Raw genomic sequence first — 17,030 nt, 5'->3', positions numbered from 1 at the left:
CTCCTACCTTAACTATGCTGGCGATTTAACCGCCATTGCAAAGCACTCTTAACAACCAATGTGATAATTGCCATCAACGCCAGCAACGCCGCCGCAGTAAATGCCCCTACGGTATTGTAATCTTGATGCAATAATTCAACCTGCAACGGCAATGTGTAAGTTTCACCACGAATAGCACCAGATACCACTGAAACAGCACCAAATTCACCAATCGCCCGGGCATTGGTCAAAACCACACCATATAACAACGCCCAACGGATATTTGGTAACGTCACCCGCCAAAACATTTTCCAACCAGATGCCCCCAGTAATATCGCGGCTTCATCTTCCTGGCTCCCTTGACTAAGCATCATTGGCACCAGTTCTCGAACAACAAACGGGCAAGTAACAAATACTGTTACCAACACCATTCCCAGCCAGGAAAACATCAATTGGATATCATAGGATTCCAGTACATTCCCTGCCCAACCATTCGAACCATAAAATAATAGGTAGAGCAAACCCGCGACTACTGGAGAAACAGCAAATGGGATATCAATTAACGTCAGCAAACATTGCCGCCCAGGAAACTGAAAACGCGTTACCAACCAAGCGATCATCACGCCAAAAATCAGGTTTACCGGAACTGTGATCAATGCAATCAATACCGTTAACCAAATGGCATGCAACATATCAGGATCTAAAAGATTCTGAGTGACTACGCCAATTCCTTTAGAAAAGGCGGTCATAAAAATCCACACAATTGGTATCACCAACAGTAAGACTGAAAACAGTACTCCTGTTGCGATAAGTGCCCATTTCCCCCAATTTACAGGAGTCCGTTGCGTTATATAAAATTCAGATAAATCAGCCATTAATGCCCCCCAATCCGCTTACCAAAGCGGCTTTGTAAGGTATTAATGCTAAATAGTAATATCAAGGATACAGCCAATATAACTGATGCAATGGCACTGGCAGCTGGATAATCAAATTCCTGCAATCGGATGAAAATCATCAACGATACCACTTCTGTCTGCCATGCGATGTTACCTGCAATAAAGATCACTGCACCAAATTCCCCCAAACTGCGGGTAAAAGAGAGTGCTGCTCCCGCAATTAAAGCTGGAGATAATTCCGGTAATACTACACGCCAAAAAGTCTGCCAACGGCTCGCACCCAACGTCTGAGCTGCTTCTTCATACTCTGGCCCCAACTCTTCAAGTACTGGTTGAATTGTTCGCACCACAAATGGCAAGCTTGTAAACGCCATCGCTACTGCAATACCCAGCCAAGTATTCACCACCTTCACATCAAAATGCCCAAGCAATGAACCATACCAACCGGTAGCAGAGAACAGGGTTGCTAGTGTCAAACCGGCTACCGCAGTAGGTAACGCAAAAGGGAGATCCATCAAACCATCCAGTAAGCTACGACCGGGGAAACGATAGCGAGTGAGTATCCATGCCATCAGCATACCAAATACCGCATTAAACAAACTGGCAACCGCCGCTGCTAATAATGTGACTTTATAAGCCGCCACTACTTGGGGATTAGCAATAACCTGCCAATACTGTTCCCAAGTCATACTGGAAAGCTGCACAACCAATGCACTCAAGGGCAATAATAAGATCAGACAGGTATAGAACAAACTGCTACCTAAACTCAGCCCGAAACCAGGTAATACCCGTTTACTGGAAACTGTAAACATTACTTATGCCCTTCCGCTAGCAATTGATCCAGCGTAGCGCCAGTATTAAAGTGAATTTTCATTACCTGTGACCAACCACCAAACTGATCTTCCAGCCGGAATAATTTGGTTTCTGGAAAACGAGCTTTCTGCTGCTCCATCACTTCCTTATCATTGACACGATAATTAAAGCTAGCAATGATCTGCTGCGCTTGCGGACTATAAAGGTAATGCAGATAAGCTTTAGCCGCTTTCTCAGTGCCGTTTTTCACAATATTCTTATCAACCCAAGCCACAGGGAATTCCGCCAGAATATCTACCGGCGGGACAATCACTTCATATTTGTTATCACCATACTGTTTGCGGATGTTATTCACTTCAGATTCGAAACTTATCAACACATCACCCAAACCACGCTCAATAAATGAAGTCGTTGCACCACGGCCTCCTATATCAAATACCGAGACATTTTTCAGGAAACGTTTCATCCACTCACGAGTCTTCTCCTGATCGCCGCAATTTTTCTGTTGCATTGCCCCCCAGGCAGCTAGATAGGAGTAACGTCCATTGCCGGAAGTTTTAGGATTTGGGAAGACTAATTTGACATCCTTACGTACTAAATCATCCCAGTTATGAATATTTTTGGGATTACCTTTACGCACCAAAAACGCCATCGTGGAATAGTAAGGTGAACTGCTATTTGGCAAACGGCTTTGCCAGTCAGCCGGGATCAAATTGCCACGATCATGCAAAATTTGTACATCTGTCACTTGATTGTAAGTGACCACATCAGCCCGCAGCCCCTGAAGAATTGCCAGTGCTTGTTTGGAAGAACCTGCGTGGGATTGTTTAATTAGTAATTTGTCTTGTGGATGCAGTTCATTCCACTGTTTTTCAAATTCAGGATTAAGTGCAGAAAATAGCTCACGCGCAACGTCATAAGAGCTGTTTAACAGCGCTACAGCAAAGGCATTACTGCTGCCCAATAAAGTTACTGCTACCAGTCCGTTTAGTATTTTATTTTTTATTGAATGCTTCTTCATTGCTCACCTTAGTACCTACCTCAATAGGGGTTATTGGTGCAGGAAAACAAAATAGCCTAATGAATAGGTTCTCAACCTGTGATTTCACTAAAAACACGCCAGTAACTAATGTATCCAGTTTATTTATAACAGGGTAGATAACTATTGCCGTTTAATATACCGAATTGCAATTAGAAAGTATGAAACGCAATAAGCTGACAAAGCAGTAAGTTTTTTAAATGAAAAATGCGGGCCTGCTATAGCACCGCATATGAGGAAAGAGCGATACTTCAATCAACAATGGCTTTTTATCGCTTCCAGACAATACGTTCCACTTTCCAATTTTTCAGCACATCATCAGAAGGAATCAAACCTTCAGGGCCATTCCAGTTGCCTGTAAACAAATAACTGACGTTTTTGCTCTGCGGAGATACGCAGATGATCGCTCTCTTTTCTGATTCACTAACCGTATTTCGACAAGCACCAAATGCTTTGTTATAAATCGCCGAGAACGGAGTACCAATCTTTGTTCCCCAGACGGTTTTAACATCTTTATCTAGCACTTCAATACGACTCACTTTTCCATCTGTCTGACCAAACAGCTCTATTTTCAGTTGATCTCCATCCAGTGCTTGAAATACTGTCACCAACTGACCATTCTTAGCCTCCATACCACCACGTAAATGGTACTTCTCATGCAACCCTTTATCTATCTCGTCCTTACTGATTGCTGTCAGACCATTTATTTCCCCAACTCCCTGATCTGAAATTTGTAGTGAGTGACCAAACCAACTAAAAGGCGATAAACCTGACCATGAAAAACTAGATGACCCCGCACAACCAGCTAGTAATAGCGAACTACCCATTATGACAAAACGTAATCCTGATAAAATGTTAGCTAAAGAAAACTCCTGCATAACTGACTCCTTTTGATTAGATACAGCGATGGCTACTGAGACATCACACCTGATTGTTAGTTTCAGAGAGCACAAAAAGTTTGCACACATTAATGACAATAAGTGAATATTATCTTGATTAAATATCACTTCGCGGTATTCTGCTTTCCCGATAAAAAACCATTTTTATTACAAGGTCAATATGATGAAAAAAACATTTTTAACCACCGCCTTAATTGCTCTATTCAGTGCGCCATTAATGGCTCAAACCACATATATGCAATCTGGTGGCTTTTCCGGCCCAGATGCTACACAGCCTCAAACTCAGACAGCCCCACAAGAAGGTGGTTTTGTCGATAACAATGTAAAAATTTCGACCACTGAGCAAGTTAAAAATATGTGGGATGACAGTTGGGTCGTGCTGGAAGGAAATATCGAATCCCGCATCCGTGGTGATCACTTCATATTCCGTGATAGTGCAGGAGTCATTGAAGTCGAAATTGATCATAAATATTGGAATGGTCAAACAATAACACCTCAGGATAAAGTCCGCCTCGAAGGCGAGGTCGATAAAGAGTGGAGTTCCACGACAGTTGATGTGAAGAAACTGATCAAATTGCACTAATGATTTGTGGCTGAATGGCACTCATTCAGCCGCATGACTCAACTTAATATTCCTGATCAATAATCAGACACTTGCTGAAAACAACACTCTCCTGATGACAATCTTCATATTCCAACTTTTCACACATATAGAGAGTGGCATCATTATCCTCGGGAACAATGAAAATTATTTTTGGGCAACCACGGGCTATCAGTTTCTTTTCCAACCGGGAAATCAATGCATTTGCAATTCCCCGCCCACGAAACTCAGGATGAACCCCCAGATAATAAGCCGAACCCCGGTGACCATCATACCCCCCCATAATAGTCCCAACCACTTCACCAGCCACTTCCGCGACTAAAAACAGGTCAGGATCATGAGTCAACTTACGCTCAATATCCATTTCAGGATCAACACCAGGATTAAGCAAATCGCAGCGTTCCCATAAGGTGATCACTGCTTCAAAATCATCTTGTCGAAATACCCGAATTTCCATCCCTAACCAACCTGTTCTTATTGAAATAACAATTTTCTCATTATCTCCGCTTTAATCCCGGAATCAATACGAAAATGCGTTCTCTATCACCAATAGGTATAATATGGTAATCATCCCATTACAATGAGAAAAGGGTAGTGAACATACCAAACGTTAATCAAATTAAATCTTTCTTCCTTTCATTACAGGATAAAATTTGCCAGCAACTGGAACAAGCAGATGGTACAGCGAAATTTACAGAACAAAGCTGGCAACGGGAAGAAGGTGGAGGAGGCCGTAGTCGAATCATGAGAGAAGGTACTGTATTCGAACAAGCAGGCGCTAATTTTTCCCACGTATCAGGAACCATGCTTCCTTTATCAGCAACAGCCCATCGCCCCGAATTAGCTGGTCGTAGTTATCAAGCAATGGGGGTCTCAGTGGTTATTCATCCTTTAAATCCATATATACCAACCAGCCATGCCAACATCCGGTTTTTTATTGCAGAAAAAGAAGGTGAATCTCCAGTATGGTGGTTCGGAGGCGGTTTTGATTTAACACCTTATTATGGTTTTGAGGAAGATGCTATTCACTGGCATACTACCGCCAGAAATATATGCCAGCTATATGGCGAAGATATTTACTCAAAATATAAAAAATGGTGTGATGATTATTTCTATATTAAACATCGTAATGAAGCTCGTGGGATTGGCGGCTTATTTTATGATGACTTAAATACCCCTAACTTTGAATATTGTTTTAACTTTACTCAAGATATAGGTAAGGGCTTTCTTGATGCTTATCTACCTATTGTGGAAAAAAGGAAAACTCTATTATGGGGTGAGCGTGAACGACAATTTCAACTATATCGCCGTGGTCGCTATGTAGAATTTAACTTAGTTTGGGATAGAGGAACTTTATTCGGACTACAAAGCGGTGGACGGACAGAGTCTATTTTAATGTCCATGCCACCCTTAGTACGCTGGGAATATGATTATCACCCTGAACCAGGATCTGCGGAAGCTTCTTTGTATATTGACTTTCTTCCAGTAAAAAGCTGGATATGATTTTTATTATGTTAGGAATATTACACTCAATTATTCCTAACTATTTATGTTTTTAATATAGCCAATACAAAAATCCCCTATACAACAAATACAACATCTTGTTAACAACCCCTTAACATAAAAGAAGCATGTTGGCCCTGATGACTATCTGCTGGAAACGTGTTTAATATGAAACCGTACTTAAAGAGTACCTCTTATTAAAAATCTAATAATTTATTCCAGGAGATATTTTATGCAAATACAAAACAATAACTACAAGGGTTTAATACCACCGTACATTCTTCAAAATATTTATAATAATGACAATGAAAAAAATAAAGTATTAATGACATTAAATCATACTAAGAGTTTAATGTTGGAAAGTGTTATTAAAACACCATCTTCTACCAATGAAGTTACCAGCTCGACTTTACATCGTTCTATTTACGATGCAGAAAATAAACGCAGGTTACCAGGAACTTTAGTACGAGATGAAGGAGATCCAGATAACGGTGATAAATCAGTTGATAACGCATATAAATATTTAGAAGCAACTTACAATTTCTATAAAGAAGTTCTTAATCGCAATTCATTAGATGACAAAGGAATGAAGTTGATTGCCACTGTGCATTATGGAGAAGAATATATGAATGCATTCTGGGGCAATGGACAAATGGTGTTTGGTGATGGTGACGGCAAGCTTTTCAATGACTTCACCACATCTATTGACGTAATCGGCCATGAATTATCTCATGGTGTTATCGAAAAAACAGCCGACTTGGTTTATTTCTTCCAGTCCGGCTCATTGAATGAATCAATAGCAGATGTCTTCGGCTCATTGGTGAAACAATATTATCTGAAACAAAAAGCTGATGAAGCAAATTGGGTTGTAGGGGAGGGTTTACTGGGCAAAGACGTTAAAGGTGTAGGGATTCGTTCATTGAAAGAACCCGGCAAAGCATATGATGATCCTATCCTTGGTAAAGATCCACAACCGGGCCATATGGATAATTATAAAGAAATGCCGATTTATAATGATAATGGTGGTGTTCATATTAACTCAGGTATTCCTAATAAAGCCTTCTATAATCTGGCAATAAAATTAGGTGGATATGCCTGGGAGAAAGCAGGAAAGATATGGTACAACACATTGTTGGATAAAAATCTTTCACGTGATGCTAACTTCTCATCCTTTGCTAAATTAACAATTAAACATGCTCGCGAGTTATTTGATGAGGATGTTGAAAAAGCAACTATTGAGAGCTGGAAAGAAGTAGGTGTTAAAGTAGAAGATAAAGTAGAAGATAAAGTTTAATCTATCAACATATCGCTGGTTTAATACCAGCGATATTTTATTATTTGTAATACCTGACCTAATAAAAAAGATATCTAATGAAAGATGTTAAAATTGTTAACGCCGAATTTCACGCTATACTGTAGAGATGTGAAAAATAACCGTGCAAAACTGGTATATCATGAATAATAAAACCTTCGAATTCACAGCTGCCAAACTCACAACTGATAGTAAAATCACGATTTCCCTGCAAGGAGGATTTGCGGTTACACCCGGTCTTAGCCAAGATAAAACAGTGAATTTAAAATCATTGTCTCCGCACCAAAAGCAATTATTTCTTCAAGCCATAGAACAAGATTTTTCTAATGCTATGCCATCATCACCTAATCCTGACCAACATTATTATCTGCTCCATATCGTCACTGGAAATGAAGAGCACTACCTGACCCTTCCAGAGTCAGATGCACCAGAAATAATTACTCAGATATGGGATGCTCATAAAAAGGGTGGTTAATACCACCCCTCCATTTTAGAATTAACGCTTTTTTAAGTGAGTCATCAAACGTTTACGTTTACGCATCTGGTTTGGTGTTAAAGTATTGCGTTTGTCTGCATACGGGTTTGCTCCTTCTTTAAACTGAATCCGAATTGGTGTCCCCATCACTTTCAGCGACCGGCGGAAATAGTTCATCAGATAACGCTTATAAGAATCAGACAAACCAGTGACCTGATTACCGTGGATCACAACGATTGGTGGATTATAACCACCAGCATGTGCGTATTTCATTTTTACCCGGCGACCACGGATCATTGGCGGCTGATGATCTTCTTCAGCCATACGCATAATGCGGGTTAATAATGAGGTACTTACACGGCGAGTCGCGCAGTCATAAGCCTCAAGAATCGAGTCAAACAAATTCCCCACACCACTACCATGCAAAGCAGAAATAAAATGTACTCTGGCGAAATCAACAAAACCAAGACGATAATCAAGCATCTCTTTCACTTGCTCTTTATCTTCCTGTGACATGCCATCCCATTTATTGACCGCAATCACTAACGAGCGCCCGCTGTTAAGTATAAAACCCAGCAACGACAAATCCTGATCAGAAATGCCTTCACGGGCATCAATCACCAGTAACACAACGTTTGCATCCTCAATCGCCTTAAGCGTTTTGATTACTGAGAATTTCTCAACTATTTCAGTAACCTTACCCCGCTTACGCACACCGGCGGTATCAATCAAGACATATTCGCGACCATCACGTTCCATTGGAATATAAATGCTGTCACGGGTGGTACCCGGCATGTCATAAACCACAACCCTCTCTTCACCTAAGATACGGTTAGTCAACGTAGATTTCCCTACGTTTGGCCTGCCGACAATTGCTAATTTCAATGGCAGAGTTGATGGATCAAAATCATCTTCCTCTTCTTCTACCATCTCAGACTCATTCTGTTCCTGTTCAGCCCAATATGCTGCGTTCGCTTCTTCTTCGGTCAGCTCAACCTCTTCTTCCCCATCCTTACCGGAGAAAGGTAGCAATACCCGTTCGATAAGCTGGGTTACACCACGGCCATGAGAAGCAGCAATGGAATATATATCACCTAATCCGAGTGAATAAAATTCAGCAATGGATGTATCGATATCAATCCCATCGGTTTTATTTGCAACCAAGAAAGTCGCTTTTTCACGGCTACGCAGATGTTTTGCTATAGCGTGGTCTGCTGGCATTAATCCAGCACGGGCATCTACCATAAACAGAACAATATCGGCTTCTTCAATCGCCATCAAAGATTGTGCTGCCATATGTGTTTCAACACCATCTTCGGTGCCATCGATACCGCCAGTATCAATGATGATAAATTCCTGCCCTTCGACCTCCGCTCGACCATATTTACGGTCGCGGGTCAGACCTGGAAAATCCGCTACCAGCGCATCTCTTGTACGGGTTAAACGGTTAAATAATGTGGACTTACCCACATTTGGGCGCCCTACCAGAGCGACGACAGGTATCATTTGTTGATGCCTCATGACTTAAATTTGAAATCAGTATTTTGCTGCTTATGGTTTTAGTCGCAACAAAACACTAAAAAGACGAAACGGCTCCTGGTCTTTTCAGGAGCCGTGGAACGATAACAACTCTTTATGCTACTTCAGATAAATAGATAGTAAAAAATACTCAACGGGTAAACAGATAAACTGTACCGTCTTTCGCCTGTACCATCAGTTTATCGCTGGCAACAACCGGACGACTCATTAAGCCAGAACTATCAACTTTATGCTGAGCAACAAACTTGCCGTCATCCATATTCAACCAATGAAGATAACCTTCACTGTCACCAACAACCAAATAACCATTATACATTTCAGGCGCAGTCAGATTACGGTGCTGTAATTTTGTCTGAGTCCACAGAGTCACACCATCACTTTGACGCAGGCTCATAACACGATCGTTTTGATCAACAATGTAAATATTATCACCAGAAACAACCATCTCGTTCACTGAACCCAAATCGCGTTTCCAGAGAAGCTGACCTGAGCGCATATCAAGCGCCACCAGATTACCATTATATGCTATTGCATATATCACACCCTCAGAAATAACCGGTGTCATATCAACATCATTAAGACGACCGATTTCCGTAGAACTGGTTACCTGGGAGATACGTTGTTGCCAAATCAGTTGCCCCTGAGAAATCAGTACTGCATTGACACGGCCATTATCACCACCTACGATCGCCGCACCATAAGCCACAGCTGGGGCCGACTCACCACGCAATGACAACGATGGCGTGTCCATATTAACGGACCACCGAATTTTACCATCCGACTCACCCAATGCTTGCAACATACCATTGCTGGTATGAATCAATACCAAGCCATCACTCACAACCGGACGCGACAACGCTTCACCAGCAACTTCAGATTCCCAGACAACCTGACCATCCGCCGTATTTAGCGCAATCACTTTCGCACGTTCAGTACCTACATATAAATGATCCCCGGAAACCGTCAGACCACCAGAAAGCAACGCAGGTATACGGGAAGAGAGCAAACCCGCTTTTTCAGCCAGATTTACCGACCATATCTCTTTGCCGCTATCAATTTCCAGCGCCTTAACGATGCCATTACGATCAGCAACATAGACAACAGAGCCCTGCCAGGTTGGTGTCAAATGAGAGTAATAACGACCAACACCATCACCTACAGATTTATCCCAGATAACGCTTGGGTTAAATTGATTTTCAACCTGTGGTAACGGTGACATAGTTACCGTATCCTGCTCACTTGAACAACCAGCTAACAGAACGGAAGTAACCAGACCAACCAAGAGTGTTTTACGCAGTTGCATTGAAAAAAATCCCCTTAGCTGGATAAGTTATTCAATTTAAGATTTAACATCGATTTGATCGCCTGAGGTGAATCTGATCCCAAACCTTTGGTATAGGCTGCACGAGCACCAGCAAGATCACCTTTTTTCAATAGTGCATCACCACGGATATCTTCTGCTACTGCAACCCAACCAGAACCTTTCACTAGCTCCAGTGTTTTCAGTGCAACATCCGCTTTACCTTCTGCCAATTGAACTCTGGCTAAACGAATATTAACCAGAGCCTGCAAATCTTCATTTTTTGTCTGCTTTACCGCTGTAGACAAAAACTGCTCCGCTTTAGCTAACTCATTCTTTTCAACAGCAAGTTTAGCCAGTTGCATATGAGCCATCACGCCATAACTGTTATTCGCTTCACTGGCAAATTTCTCAGCAGCAGCATGACTCTCTTTTACACCGGAAATTAAGCCCCGATTTACTTGCTCAAAAGCTTCCGCACTTGCTTGTAACTGATTTGTTTGATGAGATTGCCAATAACGCCAGCCAATCAGCGCGCCAGCACCCAGGACCAGCCCGAAAAGCATCGCCTTACCATTATTGGCAAAAAAGCGGCGGATCACATCAACTTGTTCATTTTCATTGGTATAGACTTCCACAAAGTCTCTCCTTAGCCTAACAGTTCAGCCAAACGAGCAGCAATTTCGCCTTGCGGCAACGTTTGTTGTTCGCCGGTCCGTAGATCTTTAATGGCTACCTGACCAGAACGTACTTCATCCTCACCAAGGATCAACGCAATTTTAGCGCCGTGTTTATCTGCACGCCCTAGTTGCTTCTTAAAGTTACCTCCGCCATGATTCGTCATCAGGCGTAATTGCGGCAACATATCACGTACCTGTTCAGCCAAAATCAATGCTGCTTGCTGACTGCCTTCGCCGAAAGAAGCCAGATAAACATCTGCAACTGACAGCTCAGCCACAAATGTCGGGTTAGTTTCCTGCACCAACAGAATCAGACGCTCCATTCCCATAGCAAAACCTACTGCCGGAGTCGAACGGCCACCCAGTTGCTCAACCAACCCATCGTATCGGCCACCAGCACAGACAGTCCCCTGAGCACCAAGCGCGGTTGTGACCCATTCAAATACTGTACGGTTATAATAATCCAGACCGCGAACTAAACGCTGATTAATTCGGTATTTGATACCAACTGCATCAAGAAGTGCACACAGGCTGTTAAAATGTTCCTTTGATTCGGCATCAAGATAATTAAACAGTTCCGGCGCATCATTAAGAAGTTGCTGAATTTCAGAATTTTTTGAATCCAAAACACGCAATGGATTGCTGTACATACGACGCTTGCAATCTTCATCCAGCTTATCTTTATGCTGCTCAAGGAAAGCAACCAGCGCTTCGCGGTAGCTGGCGCGCGCTTCCAACGAACCAATAGAGTTCAGTTCAAGCGTTACATGCTCAGAAATACCAAGCTCACGCCACCAGCGGGCAGTCATTAAAATAAGTTCGGCATCAATATCAGGCCCCTGAAGACCAAATACTTCAGCACCTAATTGATAAAATTGACGATAACGGCCTTTTTGTGGGCGCTCATAACGAAACATTGGCCCGATATACCATACGCGCTGTTCCTGATTGTACAGCAGACCATGTTCAATACCCGCACGCACACAGCCTGCGGTATTTTCAGGACGCAGGGTCAAACTTTCACCATTGCGATCATCAAAGGTGTACATTTCCTTTTCAACCACATCAGTCACTTCCCCGATAGCACGTTTAAATAACGGGGTCTGCTCTACAATCGGTGTACGGATTTCACTATAACCATAGCCCGCAAGCACTCGTTTCAAAGTGCTTTCAATACGCTGCCAGATAGCAGTATCTGCTGGCAAGTAGTCATTCATACCACGGATAGCTTGGATATTTTTTGCCACGTTTTATCTCTGTTAATAATTCAAAAATGATGTTGATTATAAAAGCGAATACTGACGAGGTTCAATTGGCAAACCAAACAGCACTAGCCCACGATAACTATGCGCTAGTGTCAGGTTTATTATTTATCTAATTGACTTATGTCTATACGCTTATTTTCATCCAGCATTGATGCCTTAGCACGGATCTTAGCCTCAAGCTGATCGATCATATCAGCATTATTGAGGCGCTCTTTCTGCCGAACCCCATCTTCATAAAAACCGCTTTTCGTCTTAGCACCGGTAACGCCCAAAGTGGAAACTTCCGCCTCACCCGGCCCATTAACTACACAACCAATGATTGAAACATCCATCGGTGTCAATAGATCTTCCAGCCGTTGTTCCAAAGCATTAACTGTACCGATAACATCAAATTCCTGACGAGAACAGGTTGGACAGGCAATAAAATTAATACCACGGGAACGAATACGCAGTGCTTTCAGAATGTCAAAACCGACTTTGACTTCCTCTACCGGATCGGCGGCTAGCGAAATACGTAGGGTATCACCGATACCTTCTGACAGAAGGATTCCCAAACCAATGGCTGATTTTACAGAACCCGCACGAGCGCCACCCGCTTCTGTAATACCAAGATGTAATGGCTGATCGATCTTCTGAGCCAGCAAACGGTAAGCCCCAACCGCCAGAAATACATCAGACGCTTTTACGCTGATTTTGAACTGGTCAAAATTAAGTTTTTCAAGAATATCCACATGACGCATAGCCGATTCCACCAAGGCTTCTGGTGTTGGCTCACCATATTTTTCCTGAATATCCTTTTCCAATGATCCGCCATTCACACCAATACGGATTGGGATACTTTTATCACGGGCAGAAGCCACAACCTCACGGATACGTGCCTCATTACCAATATTACCCGGATTAATACGCAGACAATCAACACCATACTCAGCAACTTTAAGTGCAATACGGTAATCAAAATGAATATCCGCAACCAAAGGAACATTAACTTGCTGCTTAATCAGTTTAAATGCTTCTGCTGCGTCCATCGTTGGTACTGATACCCGGACAATATCAACCCCAACACGTTTCAGCGACTTTATCTGTTTAACCGTTGCTTCCACATCTGTAGTGCGTGTGTTTGTCATTGACTGCACCGCAATGGGTGCATCATCCCCGACTGGCACATTCCCTACATAAATACGCGTAGATTTGCGTCTTTTTATCGGCGATTCATTATGCATACTGGTGTTTCTCCCATACTTCCATGTGCTTACTCATGAAATAACAACTAATGCTGTACTATCAAGGCATTTACCGTGTTTCTGGTACTTTAAAACGCGCAATACGACCAGCTTTAATAAAGCTGCTTAAATCGACAGCCTGCCCCTGGAACTGCACATCCACTGCCGTCGGAGCACCAATAGTTAACTTATAAGGTAATGAACCAGAAAGACTCAGACTATCTCCCTTCCTTTTAGTTCCGCTAAACAGCGTCTTCCCATTAGCATCAACAACCTGTAACCAACAGGATGCCTTGAAATTCATCACCAATTTATCACTACCAGCTACTACCGTTGTTCTATTTTCCACAACATCAGATAGCTGAGCTGTACTCTGATTAGTCGGATTAGTTGGTAATGGGACAGTCTGTGGCTGAGTTTCTGGTGTTTCCACTGCCTGCTTTTGAGTTGATATTACAGGCTGGGTCGCTTTCCCACTATGATTATTCGCTTGCGCTACATTTTCCGTTGGGACAACTGGTGTAGGCGGCTCACCAGCCTGCAACTGTGTTGCCTGCTCGTGATTTCCCGTCGATAAATCCACAGAGTTAGTATCTTGCTGAACAATCTGAGCCGCAGATTGATCAACCATCGAAATCAATTCCTTCTGTTGAGCGGTGTAGTTCTGCCACCACCAGGCTCCAGTCAAACTGATCACCACCAAAATAATTAGCCACGTAATCCGCATTAACCAACTATCGCGCTTTTTACGTTTCTTACCCAATGAAAAACTCTGCATTGGTGAAACTTTTGCTGTTTTTGCTGGAGTATGCTTATCCAAAATTGCCAGAATTTCTGCCTCTGGAATGTGTACCAATTTAGCATAAGAACGAACATAACCACGCAAAAAAGTCGGCGCCATATTAGCGGGTATATTGTCCTCTTCAATATCGCGGATAGTAGAAAGTTTCAAACATAGGCGATCAGCCACAGTCTGCTGAGTTAACCCGTGTTGTTCACGAGCCTGACGCAGGAGGTAACCTGCTGTTAAATGAGCTTGTTCTGGAGTTGTTTCAGTATTCATTAGCAAGAAGATGCAGCACTGTTCAGGTTGTGGAAAACTTCGCGCCGGCTTCTCTTGCGATAATTTTTACATTATGCAACAGCCTGCGCGGCGAAATAGATTTGCTATTTTACTAGCGGCAAATCATTGATAACAAATACGCCTGTCAGCATTGCTCCCGGCAAACAACATTTTGGCTTCTTCATGCTGCCCCTGTTCACAGAGAAAAGCGCTGTAATGATGCAATACCGTATCATTTCCTGGCGCATACTGCATTGCTATTTTATAACGCTGACGAGCAGCTTCCGGCTGGCCGGAATATTGCTCATATAATGCCATACCCAATTGAGCCTGATAATGGTCAGGCTTTGCCCGTAATACTTTATCAAAGTGATATCTGGCAGCCGGCAAATTGCCTTCAGCCAGATAAGCCATTCCCAGTTGAATCCGAGTTTCTGTTGCCACTATTCGCTGTTTATTTCCGTTTGCTGGTTGACTGGAACAACCTGCCAATAATGCGGCAGCAACAATCATTCCCGATAACGTCCTTATCATAACTATCCTCATTGATTAAGGATTCGCAATTATAGCAATAATTTCAGTTACTGTAGTTACTGTATTACAGGACATGCCTGAATTCAGACCGTTCTTACCTGAATAGGTTCACCTGACTGACGTTTTTTCAATGTACGTTTTGTACGATCAATAACATCACCGGCAAGCTGGCCACATGCAGCATCAATATCATCTCCACGGGTCTTACGAACAATGGTTGTGAAACCATACCCCATAAGCACCTTGGCAAAACGGTCGATACGGCTGTTAGAACTGCGACCATATGGCGCACCTGGAAATGGGTTCCATGGGATCAAGTTGATTTTACTCGGTGTATCTTTTAAGCATGCAGCCAATTGGTGTGCCTGCTCCACGCTGTCATTAATCTGATCCAACATGACATATTCCACTGTCACACGCCCTTGGTTGGCATTAGATTTAGTCAAATAACGGCGTACACCGGCAAGGAACTGCTCAATATTATATTTACGGTTGATCGGGACGATATCATCACGAATATCATCTGTCGGCGCATGCAGGGAAATGGCCAAAGCAACATCAATCATATCGCCAAGTTTATCTAACGCAGGCACCACTCCTGATGTCGATAGCGTCACGCGGCGTTTGGACAGACCAAAACCAAAATCATCCATCATGATTTCCATGGCAGGCACTACGTTATTCAGGTTAAGCAGAGGTTCACCCATTCCCATCATAACGACGTTAGTAATCGGACGACGACCACTAGATTTCAGTGAGCCAATAATTTTTGCGGCACGCCAAACCTGCCCAATAATTTCAGAAACCCGCAAATTACGGTTAAACCCTTGCTGAGCAGTTGAGCAAAACTTACACTCCAGTGCACATCCTACCTGAGAAGAGACACACAACGTTGCCCGATCATCTTCTGGGATATAAACCGTTTCAACTTGTTGATCACCAACACTGATAGCCCATTTAATTGTACCATCGGCTGAACGTTGCTCTTCTGCAACTTCAGGCGCACGAATCTCAGCAACCTGCTGCAATTTTGCTCGCAGAGTTTTGTTAATATCCGTCATCTGCTCAAAATCGTCATAGCAGTAGTGATATATCCACTTCATCACTTGATCGGCACGGAAGGGTTTTTCCCCCATATCAACGAAAAACTGACGCATTTGCTTGCGGTCCAGATCAAGTAAGTTAATTTTACCGCTTTTATTTTCTGGAGTTTCAGACACGACAGAAGCAGCAACTTGTGCCACAGTATTTGGTTGGGACATTTCTTACATTGCCTCGTTGTTACACTTTCGGCTCTGCGCTGATGAATTCAACGCGAAGTTTCAATTCGGGTACCACTATCAATTTAGTATAGTGACAAATAATAAACGCCCCGTTGAATTAACAACGGGGCGCGGCATTGTACAAACTTTAATGCAATGATGCTACGGCTAACTGTAAATCAGTTAGCGTGGGCAAATTTCATTTTCAGTGAAGAAATACGCGATTTCACGGTTGGCAGATTCAACAGCATCAGAACCGTGCACCGCATTTTCAGTAAAGCTGTCTGCATAATCAGCGCGCAGAGTACCGGCCAATGCATTATCAGGATTGGTTGCACCCATCAAGTCACGGTGACGCTGTACTGCATTCTCGCCTTCCAATACCTGAACCACAATTGGACCCGAAGTCATGAATTCCACCAGACCATCAAAGAAAGGGCGGCCTTTGTGCTCTGCATAGAAACCTTCAGCCTGTTCACGGGTCAGGTGAAGCATTTTGGCGGCAATGATTTTAAACCCAGCGCTTTCAAAACGGGCATAAATGGACCCGATAGCATTTTTCTTCACAGCATTAGGTTTAATAATAGAAAAAGTACGTTCAACCGTCATGGATAACCTCTTGGCTCTTCTTTCAGCAACAGATAATT

Annotated in this window: 18 protein-coding genes; 4 read left to right on the top strand and 14 right to left on the bottom strand. The window is 42.8% G+C overall.

What is annotated here, in order from left to right:
• Window positions 1-8: 8 nt before the first annotated feature.
• The 4 genes from cysW to AM629_RS11525 all read right to left on the bottom strand — a co-directional run bounded on the left by cysW (window position 9) and on the right by AM629_RS11525 (window position 3,605).
• Entirely contained in the window at window positions 9-854 is an 846-nt protein-coding gene (gene cysW, locus AM629_RS11540) for a sulfate/thiosulfate ABC transporter permease CysW (protein WP_054479087.1), read from the bottom strand.
• Window positions 854-1,687, bottom strand: coding sequence for a sulfate/thiosulfate ABC transporter permease CysT (gene cysT, locus AM629_RS11535; RefSeq protein ID WP_054479085.1), 834 nt, complete (start codon window positions 1,685-1,687; stop codon window positions 854-856). The genes cysW and cysT overlap by 1 nt, the downstream gene beginning before the upstream one ends.
• Window positions 1,687-2,709: a sulfate ABC transporter substrate-binding protein gene (locus AM629_RS11530; protein WP_054479083.1), complete on the bottom strand. Its 1,023-nt coding sequence runs from the start codon at window positions 2,707-2,709 to the stop codon at window positions 1,687-1,689. The genes cysT and AM629_RS11530 overlap by 1 nt, the downstream gene beginning before the upstream one ends.
• 287 nt (window positions 2,710-2,996) lie before the next feature.
• The gene (locus AM629_RS11525) at window positions 2,997-3,605 is read right to left on the bottom strand and encodes an RpoE-regulated lipoprotein (RefSeq protein WP_054479082.1); all 609 of its coding nucleotides are present in this window, start codon (window positions 3,603-3,605) and stop codon (window positions 2,997-2,999) included.
• Window positions 3,606-3,789: 184 nt separating this feature from the next.
• Between AM629_RS11525 and AM629_RS11520 the strand changes: the two genes are divergently transcribed.
• Window positions 3,790-4,209 (top strand): YgiW/YdeI family stress tolerance OB fold protein, encoded by a 420-nt coding sequence (locus AM629_RS11520; protein ID WP_054479081.1) that lies wholly within the window; start codon window positions 3,790-3,792, stop codon window positions 4,207-4,209.
• Between the two features lie 43 nt (window positions 4,210-4,252).
• Here AM629_RS11520 and AM629_RS11515 read toward each other — a convergent pair whose 3' ends face one another.
• Window positions 4,253-4,684, bottom strand: coding sequence for a GNAT family acetyltransferase (locus AM629_RS11515; protein ID WP_054479079.1), 432 nt, complete (start codon window positions 4,682-4,684; stop codon window positions 4,253-4,255).
• A gap of 137 nt (window positions 4,685-4,821) precedes the next feature.
• Here AM629_RS11515 and hemF point away from each other — a divergent pair, with 137 nt between their 5' ends.
• The 3 genes from hemF (at window position 4,822) to AM629_RS11500 (ending at window position 7,517) form a co-directional block, all read left to right on the top strand.
• A complete protein-coding gene (gene hemF, locus AM629_RS11510; protein ID WP_054479077.1) occupies window positions 4,822-5,730 on the top strand; it encodes an oxygen-dependent coproporphyrinogen oxidase in 909 nt (302 codons plus the stop codon).
• 232 nt (window positions 5,731-5,962) lie between these two features.
• Window positions 5,963-7,024, top strand: a complete 1,062-nt coding sequence (gene prtS / locus AM629_RS11505; protein ID WP_054479075.1) for a metalloprotease PrtS — start codon at window positions 5,963-5,965, stop codon at window positions 7,022-7,024.
• A gap of 160 nt (window positions 7,025-7,184) precedes the next feature.
• Window positions 7,185-7,517 carry a protealysin inhibitor emfourin gene (locus tag AM629_RS11500; protein ID WP_054479073.1) on the top strand — a complete coding sequence of 111 codons (333 nt, stop codon included), beginning with the start codon at window positions 7,185-7,187 and terminating at the stop codon, window positions 7,515-7,517.
• A 21-nt stretch (window positions 7,518-7,538) separates the two neighbouring features.
• Here the strand turns inward: AM629_RS11500 and der are convergent, their stop codons facing one another.
• The 9 genes from der to ndk form a co-directional block, all read right to left on the bottom strand.
• Window positions 7,539-9,023, bottom strand: a complete 1,485-nt coding sequence (der, locus tag AM629_RS11495) for a ribosome biogenesis GTPase Der (protein ID WP_054479071.1) — start codon at window positions 9,021-9,023, stop codon at window positions 7,539-7,541.
• Between the two features lie 163 nt (window positions 9,024-9,186).
• The gene (bamB, locus tag AM629_RS11490) at window positions 9,187-10,359 is read right to left on the bottom strand and encodes an outer membrane protein assembly factor BamB (RefSeq protein WP_054479070.1); all 1,173 of its coding nucleotides are present in this window, start codon (window positions 10,357-10,359) and stop codon (window positions 9,187-9,189) included.
• Between the two features lie 14 nt (window positions 10,360-10,373).
• Window positions 10,374-10,994 (bottom strand): YfgM family protein, encoded by a 621-nt coding sequence (locus tag AM629_RS11485; protein WP_054479068.1) that lies wholly within the window; start codon window positions 10,992-10,994, stop codon window positions 10,374-10,376.
• A gap of 11 nt (window positions 10,995-11,005) precedes the next feature.
• A complete protein-coding gene (hisS, locus tag AM629_RS11480) occupies window positions 11,006-12,283 on the bottom strand; it encodes a histidine--tRNA ligase (RefSeq protein ID WP_054479066.1) in 1,278 nt (425 codons plus the stop codon).
• Between the two features lie 119 nt (window positions 12,284-12,402).
• On the bottom strand, window positions 12,403-13,524 hold the full coding sequence (ispG, locus tag AM629_RS11475; RefSeq protein ID WP_054479064.1) for a flavodoxin-dependent (E)-4-hydroxy-3-methylbut-2-enyl-diphosphate synthase: 1,122 nt from the start codon (window positions 13,522-13,524) through the stop codon (window positions 12,403-12,405).
• 70 nt (window positions 13,525-13,594) lie between these two features.
• Window positions 13,595-14,587, bottom strand: coding sequence for a cytoskeleton protein RodZ (gene rodZ / locus AM629_RS11470; RefSeq protein WP_054479062.1), 993 nt, complete (start codon window positions 14,585-14,587; stop codon window positions 13,595-13,597).
• A 123-nt stretch (window positions 14,588-14,710) separates the two neighbouring features.
• Window positions 14,711-15,121, bottom strand: a complete 411-nt coding sequence (locus AM629_RS11465; RefSeq protein ID WP_054479060.1) for a tetratricopeptide repeat protein — start codon at window positions 15,119-15,121, stop codon at window positions 14,711-14,713.
• An 83-nt stretch (window positions 15,122-15,204) separates the two neighbouring features.
• On the bottom strand, window positions 15,205-16,383 hold the full coding sequence (gene rlmN, locus AM629_RS11460) for a dual-specificity RNA methyltransferase RlmN (RefSeq protein WP_054479058.1): 1,179 nt from the start codon (window positions 16,381-16,383) through the stop codon (window positions 15,205-15,207).
• A gap of 183 nt (window positions 16,384-16,566) precedes the next feature.
• The gene (gene ndk / locus AM629_RS11455; protein ID WP_054479108.1) at window positions 16,567-16,992 is read right to left on the bottom strand and encodes a nucleoside-diphosphate kinase; all 426 of its coding nucleotides are present in this window, start codon (window positions 16,990-16,992) and stop codon (window positions 16,567-16,569) included.
• Window positions 16,993-17,030 lie beyond the last annotated feature (38 nt).

The sequence above is a fragment of the Photorhabdus heterorhabditis genome (genome assembly GCF_001280945.1).
In the GTDB taxonomy this organism is placed as follows: domain Bacteria; phylum Pseudomonadota; class Gammaproteobacteria; order Enterobacterales; family Enterobacteriaceae; genus Photorhabdus; species Photorhabdus heterorhabditis.
Note: the sequence above shows the minus strand (reverse complement) of the source record. Positions and strands in the feature narration are given on the sequence as shown.

Coding starts and splice junctions, on each gene's coding strand:
- AM629_RS11515 (WP_054479079.1), bottom strand. CDS start 4,684: ATGGAAATTCGGGTATTTCGACAAGATGATTTTGAAGCAGTGATCACC.
- ispG (WP_054479064.1), bottom strand. CDS start 13,524: ATGCATAATGAATCGCCGATAAAAAGACGCAAATCTACGCGTATTTAT.
- AM629_RS11520 (WP_054479081.1), top strand. CDS start 3,790: ATGAAAAAAACATTTTTAACCACCGCCTTAATTGCTCTATTCAGTGCG.
- AM629_RS11500 (WP_054479073.1), top strand. CDS start 7,185: ATGAATAATAAAACCTTCGAATTCACAGCTGCCAAACTCACAACTGAT.
- der (WP_054479071.1), bottom strand. CDS start 9,023: ATGATACCTGTCGTCGCTCTGGTAGGGCGCCCAAATGTGGGTAAGTCC.
- AM629_RS11530 (WP_054479083.1), bottom strand. CDS start 2,709: ATGAAGAAGCATTCAATAAAAAATAAAATACTAAACGGACTGGTAGCA.
- AM629_RS11465 (WP_054479060.1), bottom strand. CDS start 15,121: ATGATAAGGACGTTATCGGGAATGATTGTTGCTGCCGCATTATTGGCA.
- rlmN (WP_054479058.1), bottom strand. CDS start 16,383: ATGTCCCAACCAAATACTGTGGCACAAGTTGCTGCTTCTGTCGTGTCT.
- ndk (WP_054479108.1), bottom strand. CDS start 16,992: ATGACGGTTGAACGTACTTTTTCTATTATTAAACCTAATGCTGTGAAG.
- prtS (WP_054479075.1), top strand. CDS start 5,963: ATGCAAATACAAAACAATAACTACAAGGGTTTAATACCACCGTACATT.
- cysW (WP_054479087.1), bottom strand. CDS start 854: ATGGCTGATTTATCTGAATTTTATATAACGCAACGGACTCCTGTAAAT.
- cysT (WP_054479085.1), bottom strand. CDS start 1,687: ATGTTTACAGTTTCCAGTAAACGGGTATTACCTGGTTTCGGGCTGAGT.
- rodZ (WP_054479062.1), bottom strand. CDS start 14,587: ATGAATACTGAAACAACTCCAGAACAAGCTCATTTAACAGCAGGTTAC.
- AM629_RS11525 (WP_054479082.1), bottom strand. CDS start 3,605: ATGCAGGAGTTTTCTTTAGCTAACATTTTATCAGGATTACGTTTTGTC.
- bamB (WP_054479070.1), bottom strand. CDS start 10,359: ATGCAACTGCGTAAAACACTCTTGGTTGGTCTGGTTACTTCCGTTCTG.